This window comes from Promicromonospora alba (assembly GCF_042654905.1).
In the GTDB taxonomy this organism is placed as follows: domain Bacteria; phylum Actinomycetota; class Actinomycetes; order Actinomycetales; family Cellulomonadaceae; genus Promicromonospora; species Promicromonospora alba.
In genome coordinates this window covers 1-21,854 of the sequence record NZ_JBHSFI010000002.1, presented here as the reverse complement: position 1 = coordinate 21,854, position 21,854 = coordinate 1, and the positions used below count along the sequence as shown (strand labels likewise).

Sequence of the window (21,854 nt, the reverse complement as noted above, 5' to 3'; positions counted from 1 at the left end):
GGGGTTCTACGCCACGTCGACGTGCTTTCGCGCGGCCTCGACGAAGTCGAAGATGTGCTGCCTGGACACGTCGCGGGCGTCCTTGAACTCCTCTGCCGGGATACGCAGGTTCAGGCGGTCGACGCTGTCGATCGCCTGCTGCCCGAGGTCGATCAGCTGCCGCGACTCCGTGACGAGCTGAACCCGGAACATCGCCTCGAGCGCAGCCGTCCGCAGCCGGTAGGTCTCGTAGCGGATCGCGTCGGGGTCGGCGTGCTGGCGCCCCTCGTGCACCGCGTACCAGCGGTCGATCTGCGCCCGCCGCAGGCTGACGAGCGCGCCGCCGTACGTCGTGTACGCGCTGACCCGCTCCTGGCGCAGGCGTTCGTTGCGCGCGAAGCGCTCGGCATCCGCCCGGTTCCGTCGCTGGAAGTAGTGCGTCGCGAGCGAACCGAGCAGCGTTCCGAGGACGGCGACGATGCTGGTCACGATGATTTCCACGGCCGAAGCCAACCACGACGGGGCGTCGCTGAGAAGTCCGCTCTGACCGACGGCTCAGCCGGCGGCCGGCGCCGCCAGACGGTCCAGGGCCGCGACCACGAGCGCCTCGACCCCGATCTCGAGCGTCGGATGGGGCACCGGCGCGAACCGCGGGGAGTGGTTGGAGGGGATGTCGCGATCCGTGGTGCCCGCGGCGAACGCCGCCTGGTAGGCGGCCGGGTCCCACCCGCCCAGCAGCCAGTACACGATCGGCACGCCGACTGCGGTGGCCAGCAGCCCGACGTCCTCGCTGCCCGCGACCGGGCCGGGGTCGATGACCCGCTCGGCGCCGAAGCGGTCGGCGAGCACGCCTCGCGTGCGCTCGGTCTCGACCGGGTCGTTGACCACCGGCGGGAACGAGTCGCCGGTGGTGATCGCCGGGGGCTCCGGCGCGCCCGCCGCGGCCGCCTCGCCGTGCACCACACGCTCGATGGCGGCCAGGACCCGGGTCCGCACGGCCTCGTCGTAGGAGCGGACGTTCACGCCGAGGTACGCGTCGTCGGGGATGATGTTCTCCTTCGTCCCGGCGTGCAGCGTCCCCACGGTGACGACGGCGGCGTCGCCGGCCGCGACCTCGCGCGAGACGATGGTCTGCAGCCGCATCACCGTGGAGGCGGCCATGACCACCGGGTCGACGGTCGCCTCCGGCCGCGACCCGTGGCCGCCCTGGCCGACGAGCCGGATGTTCACGACGTCGGTTCCGGCGAACGCCGGGCCGGCGTGGACGCCGAGCAGGCCCGCCGAGACGGGCGCCACGTGCTGGCCCAGCACGATGTCGGGGCGGGGCACGAGGTCGTACAGGCCGTCGTCGATCATGGCGCGGGCGCCGCGGCCCAGCTCCTCCGCGGGCTGGAAGACGACCACCAGCGTGCCCGACCAGGCCGACCGGCCCCGGGCCAGCAGGTCGGCCGCACCGAGCAGGGCGGCGACGTGCACGTCGTGCCCGCACGCGTGCATGATGCCGGACTCGACCCCGTCAGCGGTGGTGGCGCGCACGGTGCTGGCGTACGGCAGGCCGGTCTCCTCGGTGACGGGCAGGGCGTCCATGTCGGCGCGCAGCAGCACGCACGGTCCGTCGCCGTTGCCGAGCACGCCCGCGACGCCGGTCCCGCCCAGGCCGGAGTGCACCACGTACCCGAGGGCCGTGAGCCGCTCCGCGGCGACGGCAGCGGTCCGGTGCTCCTCGAAGGACAGCTCAGGGTGCTGGTGCAGGTCGACATAGGTGTCGTACAGCTCCTGCCGCAGCCCGCCGAGCGGCGCAAGAACGGCGTCAACCCCTGCGGGCACCCCTGCATGTGTCATGCCCCCACCATGCCACCGCCCCGTTCGGCCTGCGCGGGCCGGACCCGGGTGATCGGCAGAATGTCAGGTGGTCGGCAACCCGGGCTGCCGACCACCTGACGTTCTACCGATCACCCTGTCGGGCGTATCTCAGCGGCGGCGGACCTTCAGGTCGGCGCTCGCCTTCGACGGCGCCAGGTCGTCCGTGCCCTCGTACCGCGCCGTCACCGTGTACGCGCCCGGCCGCAGCAGCGGGGGCACGAGCACCTCGGCGCGGCCGTTCCGCAGCCGGACCGTCCGCTCGTAGGGGTGCCGGTCGCCCTCGCGGCCGACCGTCACGGTCACCCGCCCCGACGGCGTCACGTCCTCCGCGGACACCGTCACCTTCAGAAGGAACGGCTCCAGCGGTCGCACCGAACCTGGCGCCTCGATCCCGGTGCTGGTCGCCGCGGGCAGCAGGTCGTCCGGCACGAGCGCGCTGACCGCCGTGCGGTGCACCCCGCCATCGGAGGCGCCCGCGTAGACCCACGCGCCGTCCGGGCTCACGGCCAGGGAGCGCACGGACATCGCCGTCAGACCGCTCGACGCCGAGGCCCACGTGGCGCCGCCGTCGGCCGAGACGAGCACCCCGGCGCCGTTGGCCGCCAGGCCGTACGGCCGCCACCGTGCGGCACCCGCGACCAGGAGCCCGGTCCCGGCGGCCGGCCCGTCCGGCACCTCGACGGCCACGAACGTGTCCACCGCGGCGGACGTGTTCGGCACCTCCGCGGCCTGGAACGACTCGCCGCCGTCCGTGCTCACCCGGATGCCCGGCAGCTCGCCGACCACCACGTGGCCGGTGTCCTCGGGGTCGACCCAGACGGACCGGGCCTCGTCCTGCGTCAGCCGGGTGATCGTCTTGCCCAGGTCGTCCGAGCGGTACAGGCCGGACGACGTCGCCAGCCACAGCCGCTCGTCGTCCACCGGGTCCGCCACCACCTGCTGGATCAGCAGGCCGTGGTCGTAGCTGGTCCACGTCTCGAACCCGTCGCGCGACACCATGAGGCCCGAGTCGATGATCGACGTGTAGCCCACCGCCACGGTTTCCTCGTCGTGCGGGGACACCGCCAGCGCCGTCGGGCTGAAGCCCCCGGTGGGGCCCACCTGCGCGAGGTCGGCGTCGGACTCGCCGGCGCCGGCCGTGAGGATGCGGCCGCCGCCGAACGCGTTGGTGCCGACCGCCCAGACGTCGCGGTCGCCGAGTGGGGACTGGGCCACGTGCGTGAGCTGACGCCCGACGACGCCCTCGGCGCCGATAGAGCCCCAGTCCTGCGCGCCCGGGTCCAGCCCGGCCAGCGGCTGCTGGTGCAGGCCCTCGTAGTCGACCGCCCTCAGGACGGGTTCGCCGTCGCCGTCGAACCCGGCGTGCACGCCGGAGATGTCGCTGCCGGACACCCCGGTCTTGGTCCACTCCTCGCCGTCGTCGGTCGTGTAGTACCCGGCGCCCTCCATCGCCATGATCACCTGGCCGGCGGGAGCCCCGGGCCAGTGGTCGACGTCGGAGGCGAGCGGGCCCTGGACGGGCAGCGGGTGGCTCTGCCACGTCGCGCCCTTGTCGGAGCTCGTGCTGTAGGACGACAGGCCCGAGGCGTACACGGTGCCGTCGGTCAGCGTGGTCACGGTGACGTAGGACTGACCGGTGTCGGCGCCCTCCGTCCAGGTGGCCCCGGAGTCCGCCGAGGTCAGCGAGACGCCGTCGCCGCGGATCAGCACAGCGGTGGAGCCCTCGGCCACGACCCCCTGGGGCCGGTCGAGGTAGTCGGTGGTGACGTAGGGCTGCGTGACCTCGCTGCCGCCGCTCAGCACGTCGGCGATCCGGTAGACGCCCTCGTACGTGGCGATCAGCAGGTCGTCGCCCGCGAAGGCCGCGTTGTAGACCAGGCTGCCCCACGTGGGGGCGACGCGGCGCCAGCGCTGCCCGCCGTCCTGGCTGAGGTAGAGGCCGTCGTCCGTGACCGCGGCGAGCGCGTCCCCGTCGGCGACGAGCTCACGGACCGCGACGTCCGGGAACGGCAGGACCGTCCACGTGGCCCCGGCGTCCGGGGTGTGCACGATGCGGCCGGAGTAGCTCGGGTCGAGGACGACCCTGCCGGACGCGCCGTTGAGCGCGACGTAGAACCCGCCGGGCGTCGCCGTGTCGGCCACGGCGATGCCCCAGCCGTCGGCGACGGGCATGCTGCGCACCCGCTGCCAGGTGGCGCCGTGGTCGGTGGTGACGAACGGGTGCACGCCGGTCGGCGTCATCGCCAGGCCCGTGCCCGGCGCCGTCGGCGACGTGGCCAGCTCGCGCGCAGTGCCCGAGAGGCCCACCTGCTCCCAGTCGCCCGGCTGGTCGGCGCCCTCGGACTGCACGCCGCCGGAACCGGTGATGGTGCGCCCGGTGACCGTCGCCCGGGCGTCCAGCCGGTAGGTGCCCGGCTCGTCGAGCGGCACGGTGCCGCGGAACCAGCCAGGGCTGGAGCCGACGGCGGTCAGGGCGGCGGTGTAGACGTTGCCCGAGGGCGCGGTCGCCCGCACGGTCGGCGCCGCCTCGGGCGTCATCGGCGCGTGGACGAAGACCTCGGTGGTCCCGGTCGCCAGCGACGGCGAGGCCTGGACCTGCAGCGGGCGCACGTACGCCGCGTACGGCACGCGCACGGTGCTGCCGTCCGAGATCCTGCCGACGACGACGCCGGACGTCTCGGCGTCGACAGAGCCGGCCTCCGGGGATGCGGTGTCCGGCGTGACGGTGAGGTCTACCGAGGCGCTGCGACCGGCCGGGATCTTGACCTGGCGGGCCGAGAGCTCGGCCTTGCCGGTGCTGCCCTCGGCCGGCTCGGCCGCCAGCTTCACCGTGACCGACTTCGTGCCGGAGTTGCGCAGCACGACGGTGCTGGTGCGGGCGGGCTTCGTTCCCATGTCGGCCAGCCCGAGCGAGACGGCGTCGGGGGAGGCCGTGACCCGCTGGTCGACGGCGGCGGCCACGTCGAGCTTTCCGGCGCCCTGGGCCGACGGCGACGCGTCGGCGTCGTCGGACCGGAGCTCCCGCGCGCTGCCGATGAGGGTCGCGCGCAGCTGCTCCCCGGACTGCTCGGGACGCGCCTGGGCCAGGAGCGCGGCGGCCCCCGCGACGTGCGGCGCGGCCATCGAGGTCCCGGACATCCGGTACTGGTCGCCGTCCACCCCGAACTCGGCGGGGATGTCCGACATGATCTCGAAGCCCGGCGCCACGATCTCCGGCTTGAGCGTCATCGCGTCGCTCGGGCCGCGCGAGCTGAAGCCGGTGACCGTGTCCGTCCGGTCGACCGACCCGATGGTGCCGCGTGCCGTGCCGGCCAGCACCTCCTTCTTGAACGTCTGGTACTGGGCCGAGCTGATGTTCATCATGACCAGGCGCTCGCGGCGCAGGTCGAAGCCGCCGCCAGCCAGGATGCCGGCCGAGCCCTGGGGACCGGCGCCGTCGTCGCCCGCCGGGTCGGTCGGGCTCGGCGTGTACAGCAGCGCGCCCACGGCGCCGTGCTCCTCGGCGAGCTGCGCCTGCAGCAGGTGCGGGGCCTGGACCTCGCCCAGCGAGTCGACCGTGAGGCTGTTCATGACGACTATCGCGCCGCGCACGTCGCCCGCCTGCTCGTAGTCCTCCTCGTCGAAGCCGTCGCCGACGTCGACCAGCCGGGCCTTGAGGCCGCCTGCGGGCGGGTTCGCCGACAGCGGGAACCGGGTCACGTCCAGGGGCCGGCGCTCGCCGCCCCGCCGGGCCGGGTCGAGCGTGAGGGTCGGGTCGGCGACGCCGGTCACGCTCGCGCCGACGGCGATGACGCCGTCGGCGGCGGCCGGCGAGCTGACGCTCTGGCCGTAGGGCCCGGAGTTGCCCGCTGCGGCGACGACCACGACACCCTGCCGGACGGCGGCGGTGGACGCCCGGCCCAGCGGGTCGGTGCCGTCGCCGGGCGTGCCGAGGCTCATGTTCACGACGTCGGCCGGGGCGTCGCCCAGCGGGTCGATCGCGGCATCCAGCGCGAGCAGCAGGCCCTCGGTGGTGCCGCCGCCGTTGGCGTCCATGGCCTTCCACGCGGTGAGCGTGACGTCGGGCGCCATGCCCGTGAGGTTGTCCCCGCCCGCGCCGACGATGCCCGCCACGTGGGTGCCGTGCATGTGGTCGTCCATCGGGTCGGCGTCGTCGTTGACGAAGTCGTACCCGTCCACGACCCGGTGGCCGGGGCCGAAACCGGCCCCGAGGTCGGGCAGCGTGTAGTCGATGCCCGTGTCGATGATCGCCACGGTGCGGCCCTCGCCCCTGACGGGGGCGCCGTCGGCGTCGGTGCGCTCCCAGACCTGCGGCGCACCCGTGGCGGGGATGTTTGCCTCACCGAGGAGGCGGACGGGTGCGTCCTCGGTGACGCGTGCGACGCCGGGTGCGGCGCGCAGCTCGGACAGGTTCGCGGGGTCGACGGTGGCGGCCATCGCGTTGAGCACCCCGGTCACCGACCGCGTGTCGTCGAGCACGACGTCGTTGCGGACGGCCCACGAGGTGACGCCGCCCTGGGCGTCCTCGACTCTCTCGACGGCGGCCCGGTACTCGGCCGCGAAGGCGCTGCGCGCCCGGGCCGAGCCCGCGCCGGAACGGGCGGCGGCGACCTTATCGGCACCGACCACGTCGGCGGCGCTCGGTGCGTCGAGCTCGATGATCACCCGGACCGGGTCGCTCGGGGAGGCGGGATCCGGGGCGGCGACGGCGGCGCCCGGCGACAGGACCACAGAGGCAGCGACGAGGGTGCCCGTGACGAGAGCACCCCAGCGGCGGCCGGAGGAACGAGGTTGCATAAGGGTTGTCTAGCCGCCGTCGTACCGGATCGGCAATGGCGGTAATGGCCGGTTCCGGCCACTGGCCGGTACCGGCCGCCACTGTTTACACGTCTGTCACGCGGGCGGCGTCTTTTCACCCGCCGATCGACGTGTCAGACACACAGGTCAACCGAGTGACCTGAGCGTCTGACACGTCGTGGCGGGTCAGATCCAGCCGCGCCGGACCGCCTGCGCACCGGCCTGGAAGCGGTTGGCCGCGCCGAGGCGGCGCAGCAGGTCCGCGCTGCGCCGGCGCAGCGTGCGCTCCGACAGCCCGAGCTCGCGCGCGATCGTCTCGTCCTTCGCGCCCGAGCCGAGCAGGGCGAGCAGCGCCCGGTCGTCCTTGCCCGGACCGCGGTCCGGGGGAGCGGCGCCCTCCAGGCTGTCGGTCGCCGGCACCTCTATCGAGTCGGCCCACACGGCCTCGAAGGCGGCGCAGAGCAGGTCGACGAGGGGCCCGCCCTCGACGACGATCGCCGTCGGCCGGTGCGGGTCGAGCGTGGAGCTGACGAGCGCCGTCCGCCGGTCGGCGATGGCCAGCTTGGTCGGCAGGGTCCGCGCGATGCGGGCCCGTTCGCCCTTGCTCGCGGCGTAGCGCATCTCGGCCCAGGCGCCCGGCCGGTCGAGCACCTCCGCCGCGTAGACCGCGCGCCACAGCACGCCGCGCTCGAGGACGAGCGGTTCGACGGGGTTCTCGCCCGCCAGCACGTAGGGCGGCCGGTCGAACGCCATGAACTCGCCCGTCACCTCGTGCTCCAGGCGGGTGTACCAGGCGCCGATCAGCGCGGGGTCGTCGATCACGTGCACGCCGGCGCCGGACTCGCCGGCGTCGGCGGTCTGCTCGAACAGGTCCGCCAGGTCGGGGATCGCCGCCCGGATCCGGTCGAGGTGGGTCTCCGTACGCTCGGTCAGCGCGCGCAGCGCGATCCGCGGGTCGACGGCGGTGTACTCGCCCTCCCCGCCGCTCGTGCGGTTGATGAGCCCGGCGGCCCGCAGCCGGGCCAGCATGCCGGCGGCGTCGGTCCCCTCCAGCGGGACGTCGCGCACGACGTCGTCCACCCGGACCGTGCCCTGGGCGAGCACGTAGCGGTAGACGAGGCGGGTGTCGTCGTCGATTCCCACGGCATCGAACCCGGCGCCGAACCCGCTGTCGGGATCGACGCCGCTGCCGGCTTCCGCTGTCATGGGTCCCAGGGTAGGCCGCGGGGGGCAGCGACCTGCTGCGCATACCCAGTGATTCGGCCCGAACACCGTCCGTCTTCGGGCCGAATCACTGGGTACGCGGGCTTGCCGGTCCCGGTTACCGGCTCAGCCGCATCCCGAGGCTCGGGTCGGCGTCGACGAAGCCGAGGCTCTCGTAGAGGCGGCGCCCCGGGGGATCGGCGATCAGGGTCACGTACGGGTCCGCCGGCGCCTTGGCGCGGATCTCGTCGAGCAGGCGGTCCATCACCATCCGGCCGAGCCCCTGGCGCTGGAACTCCGGCAGCGTCGCGATGTCGGCGATGTGGAAGTACCAGCCGCCGTCGCCGATGATCCGGCCCATCGCGACGGCGCGGCCGGGGTCGGCGTGGTCGGCGTCGGTCCGGACGTGACAGAAGTACCAGCTGCCGGTCAGGGCCGGCGCGCCCTGCTCGGGCGTCTTGGGCGAGAGGCCGGAGGACCGGCGCAGCTCGAGGTACTCGTCCAGGGTGGGCGGCTCGTCCACGAGGCGATACATGCGCCGATCATGACACGAGCCGCCACCCGAGCCGCCCTAGCCCTCGGCCCTGGAACTAGCCCTTGACCGACCCCGACATCAGGCCGCCCACGAAGTACTTGCCCAGCACGATGTAGACCAGCAGCGTGGGCAGCGACGCGAACAGCGCGCCCGCCATCGAGACGCCGTAGTTCTGCAGCAGCGCACCGTTGGCCAGGTTGTTCAGGGCGACCGTGACCGGGCCGTTCTGGGACGACGAGAAGAACACCGCGAACAGGAAGTCGTTCCATGCCGAGGTGAACTGCCAGATGAGGACCACGACGAAGCTCGGGATCGAGATCGGCAGGACTATCGACCAGTAGGTGCGCAGCATGCCCGCGCCGTCGACGCGTCCGGCCTCGATGAGCTCGTGCGGCACCGTCATGTAGTAGTTGCGGAAGATCAGCGTGGTGATCGGGATGCCGTAGACGACGTGCAGCATGATCAGCGTCGGCACACCTGTGGGCACGCCGAGGTTCAGGACCAGCTGGTTCAGCGGGATCATCACCGCCTGGTAGGGGATGAACATCCCGAACAGGATCAGCGTGAAGACGAGGTCCGCGCCGCGGAAGCTCCACCGGGCCAGCACGAACCCGTTCAGCGACCCGAGGAACGCCGAGATGATCGAGCTCGGCACCACTATCGCGAGGCTGCGCAGGATCGCGGGGGACAGCGCGGTCCAGGCGGTGGCCCAGTTGTCGAGCGTCCAGAGCTGGGGCAGCGCCCACGCGCGGCTCGGGTCGGCGTCGCCGGTCCCCTTGAAGCTGGTCACCAGCAGCACGTACACCGGGATGAGGACCACTACCAGGAAGAAGATGAGGCCCGCGTACTTGAGGGTCCGGGCCAGGGAGTAGCGGCTCCTGCTGACGCGCGGCGGGGGGCCGGCGGGCGCCGGGCGCGGGCTGGCGAGCACGTTGGTCGCGGCGGTCATCGCTTCTCCTCGCGGTTCGTGCGGATCAGGTACGGCACGATGACGAGCGCGACGATGATCAGCAGGATCGAGCCGACGGCGGCGGCGTTCGCGTAGTCGAAGCTCGACTTGAACACGTACATGTCGACGGCGGGAACCTTGGTCTGGTAGTTGGCCGGCTTGGAGATCGACATGATGAGGTCGAACGCCTTGAGCGACATGTGGCCGATGATGATCAGCGCGGACAGCGCGACCGGCGACAGCTGCGGGAACAGGACGTATCGGTAAAGCTTCCACTCGCTCGCGCCGTCGATCCGCGCGGCCTCCCGCAGCTCCTCGGGGATGCCGCGGAACCCGGCGAGGAACAGCGCCATCACGTAGCCGGACAGCTGCCAGATCGCGGGGATGGCGATCGCGACGATGCCGAACGTGACGTTGTTCCACCAGTTGTTCTGCAGCGCGTCGAGCCCGACCATCTGGAACAGGCGGTTCAGGCCGGAGGCCTTGTCGTCCTGGTTGGAGTTGAGCAGCCAGCGCCACACCACGCCCGAGGCGACGAACGAGACCGCCATCGGGAAGAGGTACACGGAGCGGAAGAGCCCCTCGCCCCTGACCGGCTTCTCGAGCATCCAGGCCCACAGGAAGCCCATGACCATGGTCCCGGCCAGGAACACGATCGTGTACAGGACGAGGTTCATCAGCGAGTGCTGGAAGTCCTCGCTGGCCAGCAGGTCGAGGTAGTTCGTGAACCACACGAAGGCGGTGGGCTTCTGACCGGTGGCCTGCGCCGCGGTGTGGTTGTCCGTCAGCGACGTCGTGAAGTTGGCCGCGATCAGCCCGTAGACGAAGACGCCGATGAGGATCAGGGACGGGGCGAGCAGGAGGAGCGGTGGCCCGAGTCGCCGCAGCTTGTTGATCATGTAGGTACCCCAGATGGATGGGCGAGATGGGTGGGCGAGACGGTGGGCGCAGCCGCGCGCCGTCGGGAAGCCCCGACGGCGCGCGACGTGCGGCGGTGTCAGCCCTGTGCGGCGGCTGCCAGCTCGGACTGGAACCCGGCCAGGTCGGACGCGCCGGTGGTGAACTTGCTGGTCGCGTCGGAGATCGCGTTGAGCGTCGCCACCGGGGTGGCCGCGCCGTGGGCCAGCGAGGACACGATCGTGTCGTTCGCGAACGACTCGATGGCGGTCTGCTGGTACTCGGAGAAGTCCGCGGGGTCGGCGTCGGTGCGGGCGGGGATGGAGCCCTTCGCCTTGTTGAACGCGACCTGGCCCTCGAGCGAGCCGACGGTCTCCAGCCAGGCCTTGGCACCCTCGGGGTCGGGCGCGCCGACCGGGAGCGTGAAGGAGTCGGCGAGGAAGTCGAACGTCCCGTCGGTGCCCGGGACCGGGGCCGCCGTGAAGTCCGTGCCCAGCGCCTTGTCCTGCTCCTCGAAGGCCGCGACGGCCCAGTCGCCCATGACGTTGAACGCGGCACCGCCGTCGATCACCATCTGGGTGGCCTCGGGCCAGTCGAGACCGTCACGGTCGTCGTTGGTGAAGCCCATGAGGGTCTCGAAGTTCTCGAGCGCGGCCGTGACCTCGGCGCCCTCCCAGTCGGTGCTGCCGTCCCACAGCCCGCTGTACGCGTCGGCGCCCAGGCTGGCGAGCAGCACCGTCTCGAGCAGGTGCACCTGGGTCCAGGTGGTGCCCACCGAGAGCGGCGTGACGCCTGCGGCGTCGAGGGTCTCGAGGTCGGCGATCCACGCGTCGAGGTCCGCGTACTCGGCCTCGGGGTCGATCCCGTTCTCCTCGAGCACCGTCGGGTTGGCCCAGACGACGTTCGCGCGGTGGATGTTCGACGGGATCGAGTAGATCGCGCCGTCGTCCGACGAGAGCCGGTCGACCAGGTCGGCCGGGAACGCGTCCGTCAGCCCGAACTCGTCGTAGAGGTCGGAGACGTCCTCGATCTGCGCGGCGTCGATGTAGTCCTGCAGCTCCGCGCCCGCGTGGGCCTGGAACGTGTCCGGCGGGTCCGCCGCCTGCAGGCGGGTCTGCAGCAGGTCCTTGGCGGCGGAGCCCGCACCACCGGCGACGGCGCCGTTGACGAACTCGATGTCGGGGTGCTGCTTCTCGAACTCGCCGACCAGGGCGTCGAGGCCTGCCTTCTCGGAGCCGGCCGCCCACCAGGTGAACACCTCGACCTGGTCGCCGCCACCCTGGCCGCCGCCGTCGCCACCCGTGTTCCCGCCGCCGCACGCGGCCAGCGTGAGACCGAGAACAGCGGCTGTCGCCACCGTCGCGGTAATCCTCCGGTTCGAACGCATCTGGGGTCCCTCAACCTTCCTCGGTCGCTGGAGCACCGACCCGGACGACGTCGTGGTGCGCGCCGAAGGTGAAGTCACTTCGCGCCCAGGACCACATCGTTCCCGCGACCGGCCGGGCGCGCCTGTACGCCCGTGAACCCGGGTCCTATTCGAACGACCGAGCCGCGTTGGTGTCAAGAATTGAACGCAAGCGACGCCTGATCGTGACCTCAAGGTTCAGTTCGTGTATCCAAACCCCGCATAGTGCCCCGGAAGGCGGTTACCCTGGGCGCTGTGCGCGCGGATCGGGTAACACCGGGTTCGCAGACCTCACTCCGTGAGGCCAACCGAGCCCGTATCGTGAGCGCCGTCCAGCAGCGTGGCTCGCTCACGCAGATCGAGCTGGCCGGCGTCACAGGGCTGTCCCCAGCCACTATCTCCAACATCGTCAAGGAGCTCACCACCGCCGGTGTGCTCCACACAGCGCAGTCCACGCGCAACGGCCGGCGCGCCCTCCAGGTGACCCTGGCCCGCAACCTCGGCGTGGTCGCCGGCATCCGGTTCGGCATGCGCTCGCTCAGTGTCGCGCTCTCCGACGCCTCCATGCGGGTCCTGGCCGAGCAGCGCATGCCGCTCGCCCCCGACCACCGCGCCGACGCCGGCCTGCAGCGCGTCGCGATGCTGGTCAGGGAGATGATGGAGGCGGTGGACGCCGACCCGTCCGAGCTCCTCGCCGTCGGCGTCGGGGTGCCCGCGCCCGTCGACATCCGCACCGGCCAGGTGGTGACCGTGGGCATGATGCGCGGCTGGGACGGCGTGCACGTCGACGAGATCCTGGGCGCCGAGCTCGACGTCCCCGTGACCGCCGACAACGACTCGACGCTCGCCGCGATCGCGGAGGCCCGGTTCGGCGCCGGAGCGGGATACGACTCGGTCGCCTACGTCCGGGTCTCGCACGGCGTGGGCGGCGGCCTGGTGCTCGGCGGCCGGGCGCTGCACGGCAGGTCCGGGGTGGCCGGCGAGATCGGGCACGTGTCCGTCGACGAGCACGGTCCCGTCTGCCGCTGCGGTAACCGCGGCTGCCTCGAGATGCTGGTGGGCGCCACCAGCCTCCTGTCGATGCTCCCTCCCGAGGCGGGGCACCTCACCCTCGCGGACCTCGTGGCCCGCGCGCTCGACGGCGACGCCGGCTGCCGGCGCGTCGTGTTCGACGCCGGCCGGCACCTCGGCATCGCGCTGGCCAACCTGTGCAACCTCGTGGACCCCGACGTCGTGGTCATCGGCGGCACCCTCGCCGAGGCCGGGGACGTGCTGCTCGACCCGCTGCGCACCGCGCTCGGCCAGCGCATCGTGGCGACGTCCCGCGGCCCCGTCGAGGTGATCCCGTCGACCCTGGGCGCGGACGCGGGCGTCCGCGGCGCCCTGGCGGCCGCCCTGGACCAGGCCCGCATGTTCGGCTCCCTAGGAGTGGCCCAGTGACCTTCCCGATTCTTCGCCCGTTGAGTGCTGGGTATTTGCCCCGTCGAACCGTTTCGAGGGGGCAGATATCACGCACTCAACGGGCGGTGGGGTGGGTGGTGGCGGTTGGGCTTCTGGTTGGCGGGTGTAGCGGGGGTGGGGCTAGCGGGCCCGGGGGGTCGGCCGGAGCCGAGGGGGCCGTGCACGAGGGGACCATCGGGCTGCTCCTGCCCGAGGCGCAGACCGCGCGGTACGAGGCCTCCGACCGGCCCACGTTCGTGTCGGTCGTCGACCGTCGCTGCCCCGGCTGCACGGTCCTGTACGCCAACGCGGGGCAGGACGCCGCCGCGCAGCTCCAGCAGGCCGAGTCGATGCTCGCGCAGGGCGCCGACGTGCTGGTGCTCGACGCCGTGGACACCGTCGCCGCCGTCGGCATCGTGGTGCAGGCCAAGAGGCTCGGTGCGCAGGTGATCGCCTACGATCGGTTCGTGGACGGCGCGGACTACTACGTGTCGTACGACTACGAGTTCATCGGCTTCCTGCTGGGCTCGGCCCTGGTCGGCGCGGTCAAGGAGAGAGTCGACGAGCGAGCAGGAGAACGGGCCGACGACGGCTCGGACGGCTCCGACGACGGACGGCCAGGGGTACTGCTGGTGCACGGCTCGGCGACCGAGCCCAACGCGCTCGCGATCGCGGCCGGCACCCGCCGCGCCCTCGAAGGAGAGGACATCGACGTGCTCGCCGAGCACTACACGCCCGACTGGAGCCCCGACAAGGCCACCGAGTGGACCGAGGCGATGCTGACCAGGTACCCGGGCCAGGTCGACGGCATCCTCGCTGCCAACGACGGCATGGCGGGCGGCGCGATCGCCGCGGCGAAGGCCGCCGGACTCGACCCCGTGCCCGTCACCACCGGGCAGGACGGCGAGCTCGCCGCGGTCCAGCGGATCATCGCGGGGGACCAGTTCATGACCGTCTACAAGGCGACCGACCAGCAGGCCCAGACGGCCGCCGAGCTGGCAGTGCGCGTGCTGCGCGGGGAGGACCCCCGTGCGAGCGTGGTCATCAAGGGTGTGCCGACGATGCTGCTGGCACCCCGCGCGGTCGCGGCCGCCGACGTCCAGCACGTGATCGTCGACGGACGGGTCTACTCCACCGAGCAGATCTGCGTGCCCGCGTACGAGGCCGCGTGCGAGCGTGCCGGCCTGATCGGGCAGGAGGAGTCATGAGCGACCCGGTGCTCTCCCTGCGGGGCGTGTCCAAGCGGTTCGGCGGCGTCCGCGCCCTGGTCGACGTCGACGCCGACGTGCACGAGCACGAGGTGCTCGCCGTCGTCGGCGACAACGGCGCGGGCAAGTCCACGCTCGCCGGTGTCCTCGCGGGCGCCCACCGGCCGGACATCGGTCAGGTGCTGCTCGACGGGCGCCCCGTGGTGCTGGGCTCGCCCGCCGCGGCCCGCGCGCTCGGCATCGCCGCGGTGTTCCAGGAGCTGGCGCTCGTGGACGACCTCGACGTCGTCGAGAACCTGTTCCTCGGGCACGAGACCCGGCGCGGGCCCCTGCTCGACGAGGTGGCCATGGAACGCGAGGCCTGGCGCCTGCTCGACCAGCTCGCCGCCAGCGTGCCCACCGTGCGCGAACCGGTGCGCACGCTGTCCGGCGGCCAGCGCCAGGTGGTCGCGGTGGCGCGTGCGCTGCTCGGCTCGCCGCGCGTGGTCGTCCTCGACGAGCCGACGGCGTCCCTCGGCGTACGCCAGACCGCCGAGGTGCTCAACCTGATCGTTCGCCTGCGGGAGCGCGGCCACGCCGTCGTCCTGGTCAGCCACCAGGCGGGCGACCTGCAGGCCGTCGCGGACCGGATCCTCGTGCTGCGACTGGGCCGCGTGCACGACGTGTTCGACGGCGACGCGTCCTACGAGGACCTGCTCGCCGCGATGACGGGCGCCGTCCGGCCCGGGGCCAAGCAGTCCGGGACCAAGCCGGCCGGAGCCCAGCGAACGGGTACAGAGCAGGCCGGACCGGACCGGGCGGCACGCCGATGAGCGCGGGGCCGAGCGTCACCGGTGCGGGCCTGCCCGGCGCCGTCTGGCAGCGCATGCGCGGCCGCAACAGCCTGCTGCCGATCGTCGCCGCGCTCGCCGGCATCTGGCTGATCCTCGGCGCCGTCAACCCCGCCTTCCTCGCCCCCGAGAACCTCGTCAACCTCACGCTGCAGAGCGCCCCCGTCGGTGTCATAGCGCTCGGCGTCGTGCTCGTGCTCCTCGTGGGCCAGATCGACCTGTCCGTCGGGTCGCTCAGCGGGCTCGCGGCGGCGGTGGTCGCCGTCGGCTCCGTGACCCTGGGCTGGCCGGTGGCTGTCGCGATCCTCGCCGCCCTGGCCTGCGGGGTAGTGGTCGGGCTGGGCTACGGCGCGCTCTCGACGCGGCTCGGGCTGCCCAGCTTCGTGTTCACCCTGGCCGGGCTGCTGTTCCTCGCCGGGGTGCAGCTGCGCGTGCTCGGCCCGCTGGGCTCGATCAACCTGCCGTTCGAGTCGTGGTTCGTCCGCTCGGTGCAGCAGGGGTTCCTGCCCCCGGGCCTCGCCTGGGCGCTGGTCGCCGTGACGGTGGTCGCCTCGGCGGCCCTGCAGGTCGCCGCCCGGGCCCGACGACGGCGCGCGGACCTCGCCTGCGCGAGCGTGCCGCAGATCGTCGTCCGCACCTTCGTCCTGGCCGCGGTGCTGTCGGCGATAGTGGCCTACCTGTACGCGGGCACCGCGCGCGGCATCGGCTGGTCGGTGCTCCTGTTCGCGCTGCTGGTGGTGGTCACCGACGTGCTGCTGCGCCGTACGCGGTGGGGCCGGTCCGTGCGCGCGGTGGGCGGTGACCGGCGGGCGGCGATGCTCGCGGGCGTGCCCGTGCGGCGCACCGTCGTGCTGTGCTTCGTGGCCTGCTCGACGCTCGCCGCGCTCGGCGGTGTCCTCGCGGCAGGCCGCCTGGGCGCCGCCAACCAGGGCACCGGCGGCGCCGACACCTACCTCGTGGCGATCGCCGCGGCGGTGATCGGCGGGACCAGCCTGTTCGGCGGACGGGGCAGCGCGTGGTCCGCGGTGCTCGGGGTGCTCGTCATCCAGTCCATCGCCAACGGGCTCACGCTGATGAACGTCGACCAGGCGGCCCGCTACATGGTGACCGGTGCCGTCCTGCTGCTGGCGATCATCATCGACATGCTGCTGCGCAAGCGCCGGGAGGCCTGAATGATCCGTCGTCCGACGCTGGCAGTGGTGGCCGAGGCCGCGGGGGTGAGCCTGAAGACAGCCTCCCGCGTGCTCAACGGGGAGCCCAACGTGGCCGCCGCCACGCGTGAACGGGTGCAGGACGCCGCCACCTCGCTGGGCTTCAGGCGCAACGCGGTGGCCGCCGACCTCGCGCGCGGCGGCTTCTCGCGCCTGGTCGGCTTCATCACCGGCGACCTCGCCAACCAGTTCTACTCCGCCCTCGCCAGCGGCATCGAGCGGGAGCTGCGGGAGCACGGGCTGCAACTGCTCACGGCATCGTCCGACGAGGACCCCGCGCGCGAGGGGTCGCTGACCGGCGAGCTGCTCGAACGGCGCGTCGGCGCGCTGATCGTGACGCCCGCCGGCGCCGACCACTCGGCGCTGCAGGCCGAGATCGCCGCCGGGCTGACCGTGGTGGCCGTGGACCGGCCGGCGGCCGGGATGGACGTCGACACGGTGGTCATCGACAACCGCGGCGGCACGCGGGCCGCCGTCGACCACCTGCTCGCGCGCGGGCACCGCCGCATCGCCTTCGTGGGCGACGAGCCGCACCTGTGGACGTACCAGGAACGCAGCACCGAGTTCCTCGCCACCATGCGCGACGCCGGGGTGCCCGACGCCGAGCGGCTGCACCGCTCGGGCGCGCACTCCGTCGCTGCCGCCCGTGACCTGGTGGTGGAGCTGTTCGCGGCCCCGGACCCGCCCACCGCGGTGCTCGCCGCGAACAACCGCGTGACCGTCGGGACGCTCCAGGCGCTGCGGGACGCGCCGGGCGGCGACGATGTGGCGGTCGTCGGCTTCGACGACTTCGAGCTCGCCGACCTGCTGGGCATCACCGTCGTGGCCTACGACGCCGTGGAGATGGGCCGCCGTGCTGCCGAGCTCGCCGTCGCGCGGTCGGCGGACCCCGCGCGGCCCGTCGAGCTCGTGGTGCTGCCGACCCGGGTGGTCGCCCGGGGGAGCGGGGAGCGCCCGCCCCGCTGACGGTTCTCGTCGTCCCTTGCCCCACCTCTGGGGCACATAAGGGGTGATACGTACTTTCCACACGACGCCGTCCCACCCGTTCTGGTGGTGACGCGGCGTCAATACGCTCCCAGGCACCCGGTTCCCCAGGCCTGATGAGGAGCACACCATGTCACGATCCCTGAGAGCCTCCCGCTCTCTGATAGCGCTGTCGGCCGCCGCGATCGTCGTCGGTACAACGTTCACCGGAGCCGCCGCAGCGGGGGCAGCGCCGCCCTCGCAGACGTCGGCCGGCACCAGCCAGTCCAGCACCGCCCAGCTCAGCACGAAGCAGTCCGCCACCGACCTCCCCGACGCCCAGGTCCGCGCGATGGTGCGCGACCTCGGCCTCACCCGCGCCGAGATCCCCGGCCGGCTCGCCCTCGACGCCGAGGCCGCGATCGTCGAGGCCCATCTCACGGCCCGGCTCGGCGGCGCCTACGCGGGCACCTGGCTGCCCGACGGCGCGGACGCGCCCCGGGTCGCCGTCACCACTCCCGCGGCGGCCAAGATCGCGGAGCGGGCGGGCGCCGACGCCGTCGTCGTCCCGCACAGCCTCGAGGCGCTCACCTCGTGGAAGGAGTCCCTGGACAAGGTGGGCGCCGCGCCGTCGGTGCACGCCTGGTACGCGGATCCGACCACCAACGAGGTGGTCGTCCGGGCCGCCGACGTCGCCGAGGCCAGGGCGATGGTCGCCGAGGCGGACCTGCCGGCCGGCGTCGTGCGGATCGAGAAGTCCAAGGTCGCGCCCGAGATCGCGCGCGACATCCGCGGCGGCGACGAGTTCCACCGGCCGACGGGCGACGGGTTCGTCACGCTGTGCTCGATCGGCTTCGCCGTGCAGGGCGGGTTCGTGACCGCCGGGCACTGCGGCGCGGCCGGCAACCCGGTCAACGCACCCGACGGCGCGGCGCTCGGCACCTACCGCGCGTCGACGTTCCCGGGGCACGACTGGGCCTGGGTGGCGACCAACAGCAACTGGACGCCCACCCCGCGCGTCAACAACTACGCGGGCGGGACGGCGGCGGTCGCCGGCTCCGCGGAGCAGGGGATCGGCGCGACGGTGTGCCGCTCGGGCCGCACGACGGGCTGGCGCTGCGGCGTCATCCAGGAGAAGAACGTCACCATCAACTACGGCAACGGTGACATCCCCGGCATGGCGACGGGCTCGGCGTGCGCCGAGGGCGGCGACTCCGGCGGCTCGGTGCTGTCGGGCGACCAGGCGCAGGGCGTCACGTCCGGCCGGATCGGCGACTGCTCCTCGGGCGGCCGGTTCATCTACCAGCCGCTGAACCCGATCCTGAGCACGTACGGGCTGCAGCTCACGACGACGTCGGGCGGCGGCGGACAGGCCCTGATCGGCGTCGGCGGCAAGTGCATAGACGTCCCCAACTCCGAGTTCATCGACGGCAAGCGTCTGCAGATCTGGACCTGCAACGGCACGGCGGCGCAGCGCTGGACCTTCCACTCCGACGGCACCCTGCGCGCCGGCGGCAAGTGCATGGACGTCGCCTGGGCCAACACAGCGGACGGCACCGCGGTGCAGCTCGCGAACTGCAGCGGCAACGCTGCCCAGCGGTTCACGCTCAGCGGCGCGGGGGACCTGGTCTCGATCCTCGCGAACAAGTGCGTGGACGTCCCCAACGGCAACAGCGCGAACGGCACGCAGCTGCAGATCTGGACCTGCAACGGCACGGCGGCCCAGAAGTGGCGCGTCGGCTGACATCGGTACGCCGAAGTAGAGCGCCTGTCCGTGTCTCCCTGGGATCACCAGGGAGACACGGACAGGCGCTCTACTTCGGCGACCCGTGCGGGCGGGCCGGGTGGGTCAGAGGGTGGCGCGGACCTCTTCCGTTGCCTTCACCAGGTTGCGGAGGGACTCCTTGGTCTCCGCGTAGGCGCGGGTCTTGAGGCCGCAGTCCGGGTTGACCCAGACCAGGCGCGGGTCGATCGACTTGGCGGCTAGCCGCACCAGCTCCGTTACCTCCTCGACCGAGGGGACGCGCGGGCTGTGGATGTCGTAGACGCCCGGCCCGATGCCGCGCCCGTAGCCCGCGTCGGCCAGCTCGGGCACGATCTCCATGCGGGACCGCGCCGCCTCCACAGACGTCACGTCGGCGTCCAGGCCGTCGATCGCGCCGATGACCTGGCCGAACTCCGAGTAGCACAGGTGCGTGTGCACCTGGGTGGCTGTGTCGGCCCCGGCGGTCGAGAGCCGGAACGAGCGCACCGACCAGTCGAGGTACCCCGGGTGGTCGGCCCTGCGCAGCGGCAGCAGCTCGCGCAGCGCGGGCTCGTCCACCTGCACGACGCCGATGCCCGCCTCCTCCAGGTCCGTCACCTCGTCCCGGAGCGCGAGGGCTACCTGGTCGGCGGTGTCGCCCAGCGGCAGGTCGTCGCGCACGAACGACCACGCGAGGATCGTGACCGGACCCGTGAGCATGCCCTTGACGGGCTTGTCCGTGAGCGACGCCGCGTACGCCGTCCACTCCACGGTCAGCGGCGCGGGCCGGGACACGTCGCCCCACAGGATCGGCGGGCGCACGCAGCGCGAGCCGTACGACTGCACCCAGCCGTGCACCGTGGTCACGAACCCGTCGAGCTGCTCGGCGAAGTACTGCACCATGTCGTTGCGCTCGGGCTCGCCGTGCACCAGCACGTCCAGGCCCAGCTCCTCCTGGAGCGCCACGGTGCTCGCGATCTCGGCGCGCATGGCCGTCGTGTACTCGGCGTCCGACAGCTCGCCGCGCACCCAGGCCGCCCGGGTCTTGCGGATCTCCGCCGTCTGCGGGAACGAGCCGATGGTGGTGGTCGGCAGCGGCGGCAGGTCGAGCTTCGCCTGCTGGGCCGCGGCCCGCTCGGCGTACGGCGCGCGTTCGACGTCGGCGGGGGTCAGGGCCGCCGTCCGCTCGCGCACCTCCGGTACGACGACGCCGGGCGCCTCGGCGCGGGACCGCACCGCGGCCGTCGAGGCGGCGAGCGCGTCGGCGACCGCCGTCCGGCCGCCGGTCAGGCCGGTCGCCAGCGTCACGACCTCGGCGACCTTCTGGTCGGCGAACGCGAGCCACGACTTCAGGCCGGCGTCGAGGCGGGGCTCGTCGGCGACGTCGTGCGGCACGTGCAGCAGCGAGGTCGAGGTGCCGACGGCGATCGCTCCGGCCTGCAGTGCGGACAGGCCTTCGAGCGTGGTCAGGCGCGCGTCGAGGTCGGCGCGCCAGATGTTGTGCCCGTCGACGACGCCGGCCACCAGGGTCTTGGTGTCCAGGCCGGCCACGGGGCCGGTGGGGACGGCACCCTTGACGAGGTCGACGGCTATCGCCTCGACATCGGTGCCGGCGAGCAGCGCGAGGCCGTCGCCCGCCTCGCTGCGCAGGTCGCCGTACGGCGCGGTGACCAGGATCGAGGGGCGCTCGGCGGTGCCGGTCGCGCCGGTAGCGGGGGAGAGTTCCGTGGCGAGCCGCGTGTAGGCCCGGCGGACGGCGTCGGCTACATCGGGGAACGGGACGTCGAGCAGGTCGGTGACCAGCGCGGGCTCGTCGAGCTGCACCCAGGGGGCGCCGGCGGCGGCCAGCGCGCGCAGCACGTCGGCGTAGGCGGCGACGACGTCGTCGAGCCGGTCGAGCGGGTGGAAGCCGTCGGGTGCCTCGTCAGCCGCCTTGCTGAGCAGCAGGAACGTCACGGGGCCCACGAGCGCGGGGCGGGTCACGACTGCCTGGCCGCCGTCGGCGGGCCGGGCGAGCTCCGTGAACTGGCGCACCACGCGGTCGTCCACGAACCCGATCGGGGTGTCCGGCCCGATCTCCGGGACGAGGTAGTGGTAGTTCGTGTCGAACCACTTGGTCATCTCGAGCGGCGGCTTGTCGCCCTCGCCGCGGGCCAGCGTGAAGTAGCCCTCCAGGGAGAGCGCGCCCGCGCCGTCGCTGGCCGAGTCCGTCGAGACCAGGTCCCGGAACCGCTCGGGCACCGCGCCCAGCAGGGCGACGGCGTCGAGCACCTGGTCGTAGAACGAGAACGAGCCGGGGACGGCGGCCGCGCCGTCCAGGCCCAGTCCGGCGAGATGCCGAGCGGTAGCCAGCCGCAGGTCGCGGGCTGTGGTCTCCAGCTCGTCGGTGGTGGTGCGCCCGGCCCAGAAGGACTCGACGGCGCGCTTGAGCTCGCGTCGTCGGCCGATGCGCGGGTAACCCAGGATCGTGGCGTGGGGAAGGTGCGTGAACTCGACTGCCATGCGTATCAGCTCCATCGGACCTGGCGTTAGCACCTTGCCCGGAATTGGCGCTCCGGAGGCAGGTTGCTGCGGTGTCGTTGAGCCAGGACTCTCGACCGCTCTGGATGATTGACCTGGATCGTAAGCATGACCGCGATGTGAACGGAAAAGCGTCCACCCTTCAAGACGACGGCGTCATCGCTGGTCACCGGCCGAAAAGTGTGCCAAGCGCAGCGGTGGCCGGCGCGCCGCCCGATGACCATGCACCTGCTGCCAGCCGAGGCCGGCGTTGTCAAGCGGTCAGTGCAAGTTATGCGGCTTGTTCGAAGAGTTGCTTGAGGCGTTGGGC

At 72.8% G+C, this 21,854-nt stretch carries 15 protein-coding genes and 1 riboswitch; of the genes, 6 read left to right on the top strand and 9 right to left on the bottom strand.

Annotated features, from left to right (window positions below; translation table 11 throughout):
- Nucleotides 1–6 precede the first annotated feature (6 nt).
- The 8 genes from ACFO6V_RS03270 to ACFO6V_RS03235 all read right to left on the bottom strand — a co-directional run bounded on the left by ACFO6V_RS03270 (nucleotide 7) and on the right by ACFO6V_RS03235 (nucleotide 11,610).
- Nucleotides 7–480 (bottom strand): hypothetical protein, encoded by a 474-nt coding sequence (locus ACFO6V_RS03270; protein WP_377132190.1) that lies wholly within the window; start codon nucleotides 478–480, stop codon nucleotides 7–9.
- Between the two features lie 54 nt (nucleotides 481–534).
- The gene (locus ACFO6V_RS03265; RefSeq protein WP_377132188.1) at nucleotides 535–1,821 is read right to left on the bottom strand and encodes an amidohydrolase; all 1,287 of its coding nucleotides are present in this window, start codon (nucleotides 1,819–1,821) and stop codon (nucleotides 535–537) included.
- 129 nt (nucleotides 1,822–1,950) lie between these two features.
- Complete coding sequence (locus tag ACFO6V_RS03260; protein ID WP_377132186.1) at nucleotides 1,951–6,639, bottom strand: S8 family serine peptidase; 4,689 nt, start codon at nucleotides 6,637–6,639, stop codon at nucleotides 1,951–1,953.
- A gap of 186 nt (nucleotides 6,640–6,825) precedes the next feature.
- Nucleotides 6,826–7,845 carry a helix-turn-helix transcriptional regulator gene (locus tag ACFO6V_RS03255; protein ID WP_377132184.1) on the bottom strand — a complete coding sequence of 340 codons (1,020 nt, stop codon included), beginning with the start codon at nucleotides 7,843–7,845 and terminating at the stop codon, nucleotides 6,826–6,828.
- Between the two features lie 115 nt (nucleotides 7,846–7,960).
- Nucleotides 7,961–8,377, bottom strand: coding sequence for a GNAT family N-acetyltransferase (locus tag ACFO6V_RS03250; RefSeq protein WP_377132182.1), 417 nt, complete (start codon nucleotides 8,375–8,377; stop codon nucleotides 7,961–7,963).
- 55 nt (nucleotides 8,378–8,432) lie between these two features.
- Nucleotides 8,433–9,326, bottom strand: coding sequence for a carbohydrate ABC transporter permease (locus tag ACFO6V_RS03245; RefSeq protein WP_377132180.1), 894 nt, complete (start codon nucleotides 9,324–9,326; stop codon nucleotides 8,433–8,435).
- Nucleotides 9,323–10,225, bottom strand: a complete 903-nt coding sequence (locus ACFO6V_RS03240; protein ID WP_377132177.1) for a carbohydrate ABC transporter permease — start codon at nucleotides 10,223–10,225, stop codon at nucleotides 9,323–9,325. Before ACFO6V_RS03240 ends, ACFO6V_RS03245 begins: the two co-directional genes overlap by 4 nt.
- Nucleotides 10,226–10,323: 98 nt before the next feature.
- Nucleotides 10,324–11,610, bottom strand: a complete 1,287-nt coding sequence (locus ACFO6V_RS03235) for an ABC transporter substrate-binding protein (protein WP_377132174.1) — start codon at nucleotides 11,608–11,610, stop codon at nucleotides 10,324–10,326.
- A gap of 339 nt (nucleotides 11,611–11,949) precedes the next feature.
- Between ACFO6V_RS03235 and ACFO6V_RS03230 the strand changes: the two genes are divergently transcribed.
- The 6 genes from ACFO6V_RS03230 to ACFO6V_RS03205 all read left to right on the top strand — a co-directional run bounded on the left by ACFO6V_RS03230 (nucleotide 11,950) and on the right by ACFO6V_RS03205 (nucleotide 19,024).
- On the top strand, nucleotides 11,950–13,068 hold the full coding sequence (locus ACFO6V_RS03230) for an ROK family transcriptional regulator (RefSeq protein ID WP_377132171.1): 1,119 nt from the start codon (nucleotides 11,950–11,952) through the stop codon (nucleotides 13,066–13,068).
- Nucleotides 13,069–13,247: 179 nt separating this feature from the next.
- Nucleotides 13,248–14,276: a substrate-binding domain-containing protein gene (locus ACFO6V_RS03225; RefSeq protein WP_377132168.1), complete on the top strand. Its 1,029-nt coding sequence runs from the start codon at nucleotides 13,248–13,250 to the stop codon at nucleotides 14,274–14,276.
- Entirely contained in the window at nucleotides 14,273–15,088 is an 816-nt protein-coding gene (locus ACFO6V_RS03220) for an ATP-binding cassette domain-containing protein (protein WP_377132166.1), read from the top strand. The genes ACFO6V_RS03225 and ACFO6V_RS03220 overlap by 4 nt, the downstream gene beginning before the upstream one ends.
- The gene (locus ACFO6V_RS03215; protein ID WP_377132164.1) at nucleotides 15,085–16,278 is read left to right on the top strand and encodes a sugar ABC transporter permease; all 1,194 of its coding nucleotides are present in this window, start codon (nucleotides 15,085–15,087) and stop codon (nucleotides 16,276–16,278) included. The genes ACFO6V_RS03220 and ACFO6V_RS03215 overlap by 4 nt, the downstream gene beginning before the upstream one ends.
- The gene (locus ACFO6V_RS03210) at nucleotides 16,279–17,283 is read left to right on the top strand and encodes a LacI family DNA-binding transcriptional regulator (protein WP_377132162.1); all 1,005 of its coding nucleotides are present in this window, start codon (nucleotides 16,279–16,281) and stop codon (nucleotides 17,281–17,283) included.
- A 148-nt stretch (nucleotides 17,284–17,431) separates the two neighbouring features.
- On the top strand, nucleotides 17,432–19,024 hold the full coding sequence (locus ACFO6V_RS03205) for a ricin-type beta-trefoil lectin domain protein (protein ID WP_377132160.1): 1,593 nt from the start codon (nucleotides 17,432–17,434) through the stop codon (nucleotides 19,022–19,024).
- Between the two features lie 105 nt (nucleotides 19,025–19,129).
- Here the strand turns inward: ACFO6V_RS03205 and metE are convergent, their stop codons facing one another.
- Nucleotides 19,130–21,526: a 5-methyltetrahydropteroyltriglutamate--homocysteine S-methyltransferase gene (gene metE / locus ACFO6V_RS03200; RefSeq protein ID WP_377132157.1), complete on the bottom strand. Its 2,397-nt coding sequence runs from the start codon at nucleotides 21,524–21,526 to the stop codon at nucleotides 19,130–19,132.
- 8 nt (nucleotides 21,527–21,534) lie between these two features.
- Nucleotides 21,535–21,637, bottom strand: a riboswitch (SAM riboswitch).
- Between the last annotated feature and the right edge of the window lie 217 nt (nucleotides 21,638–21,854).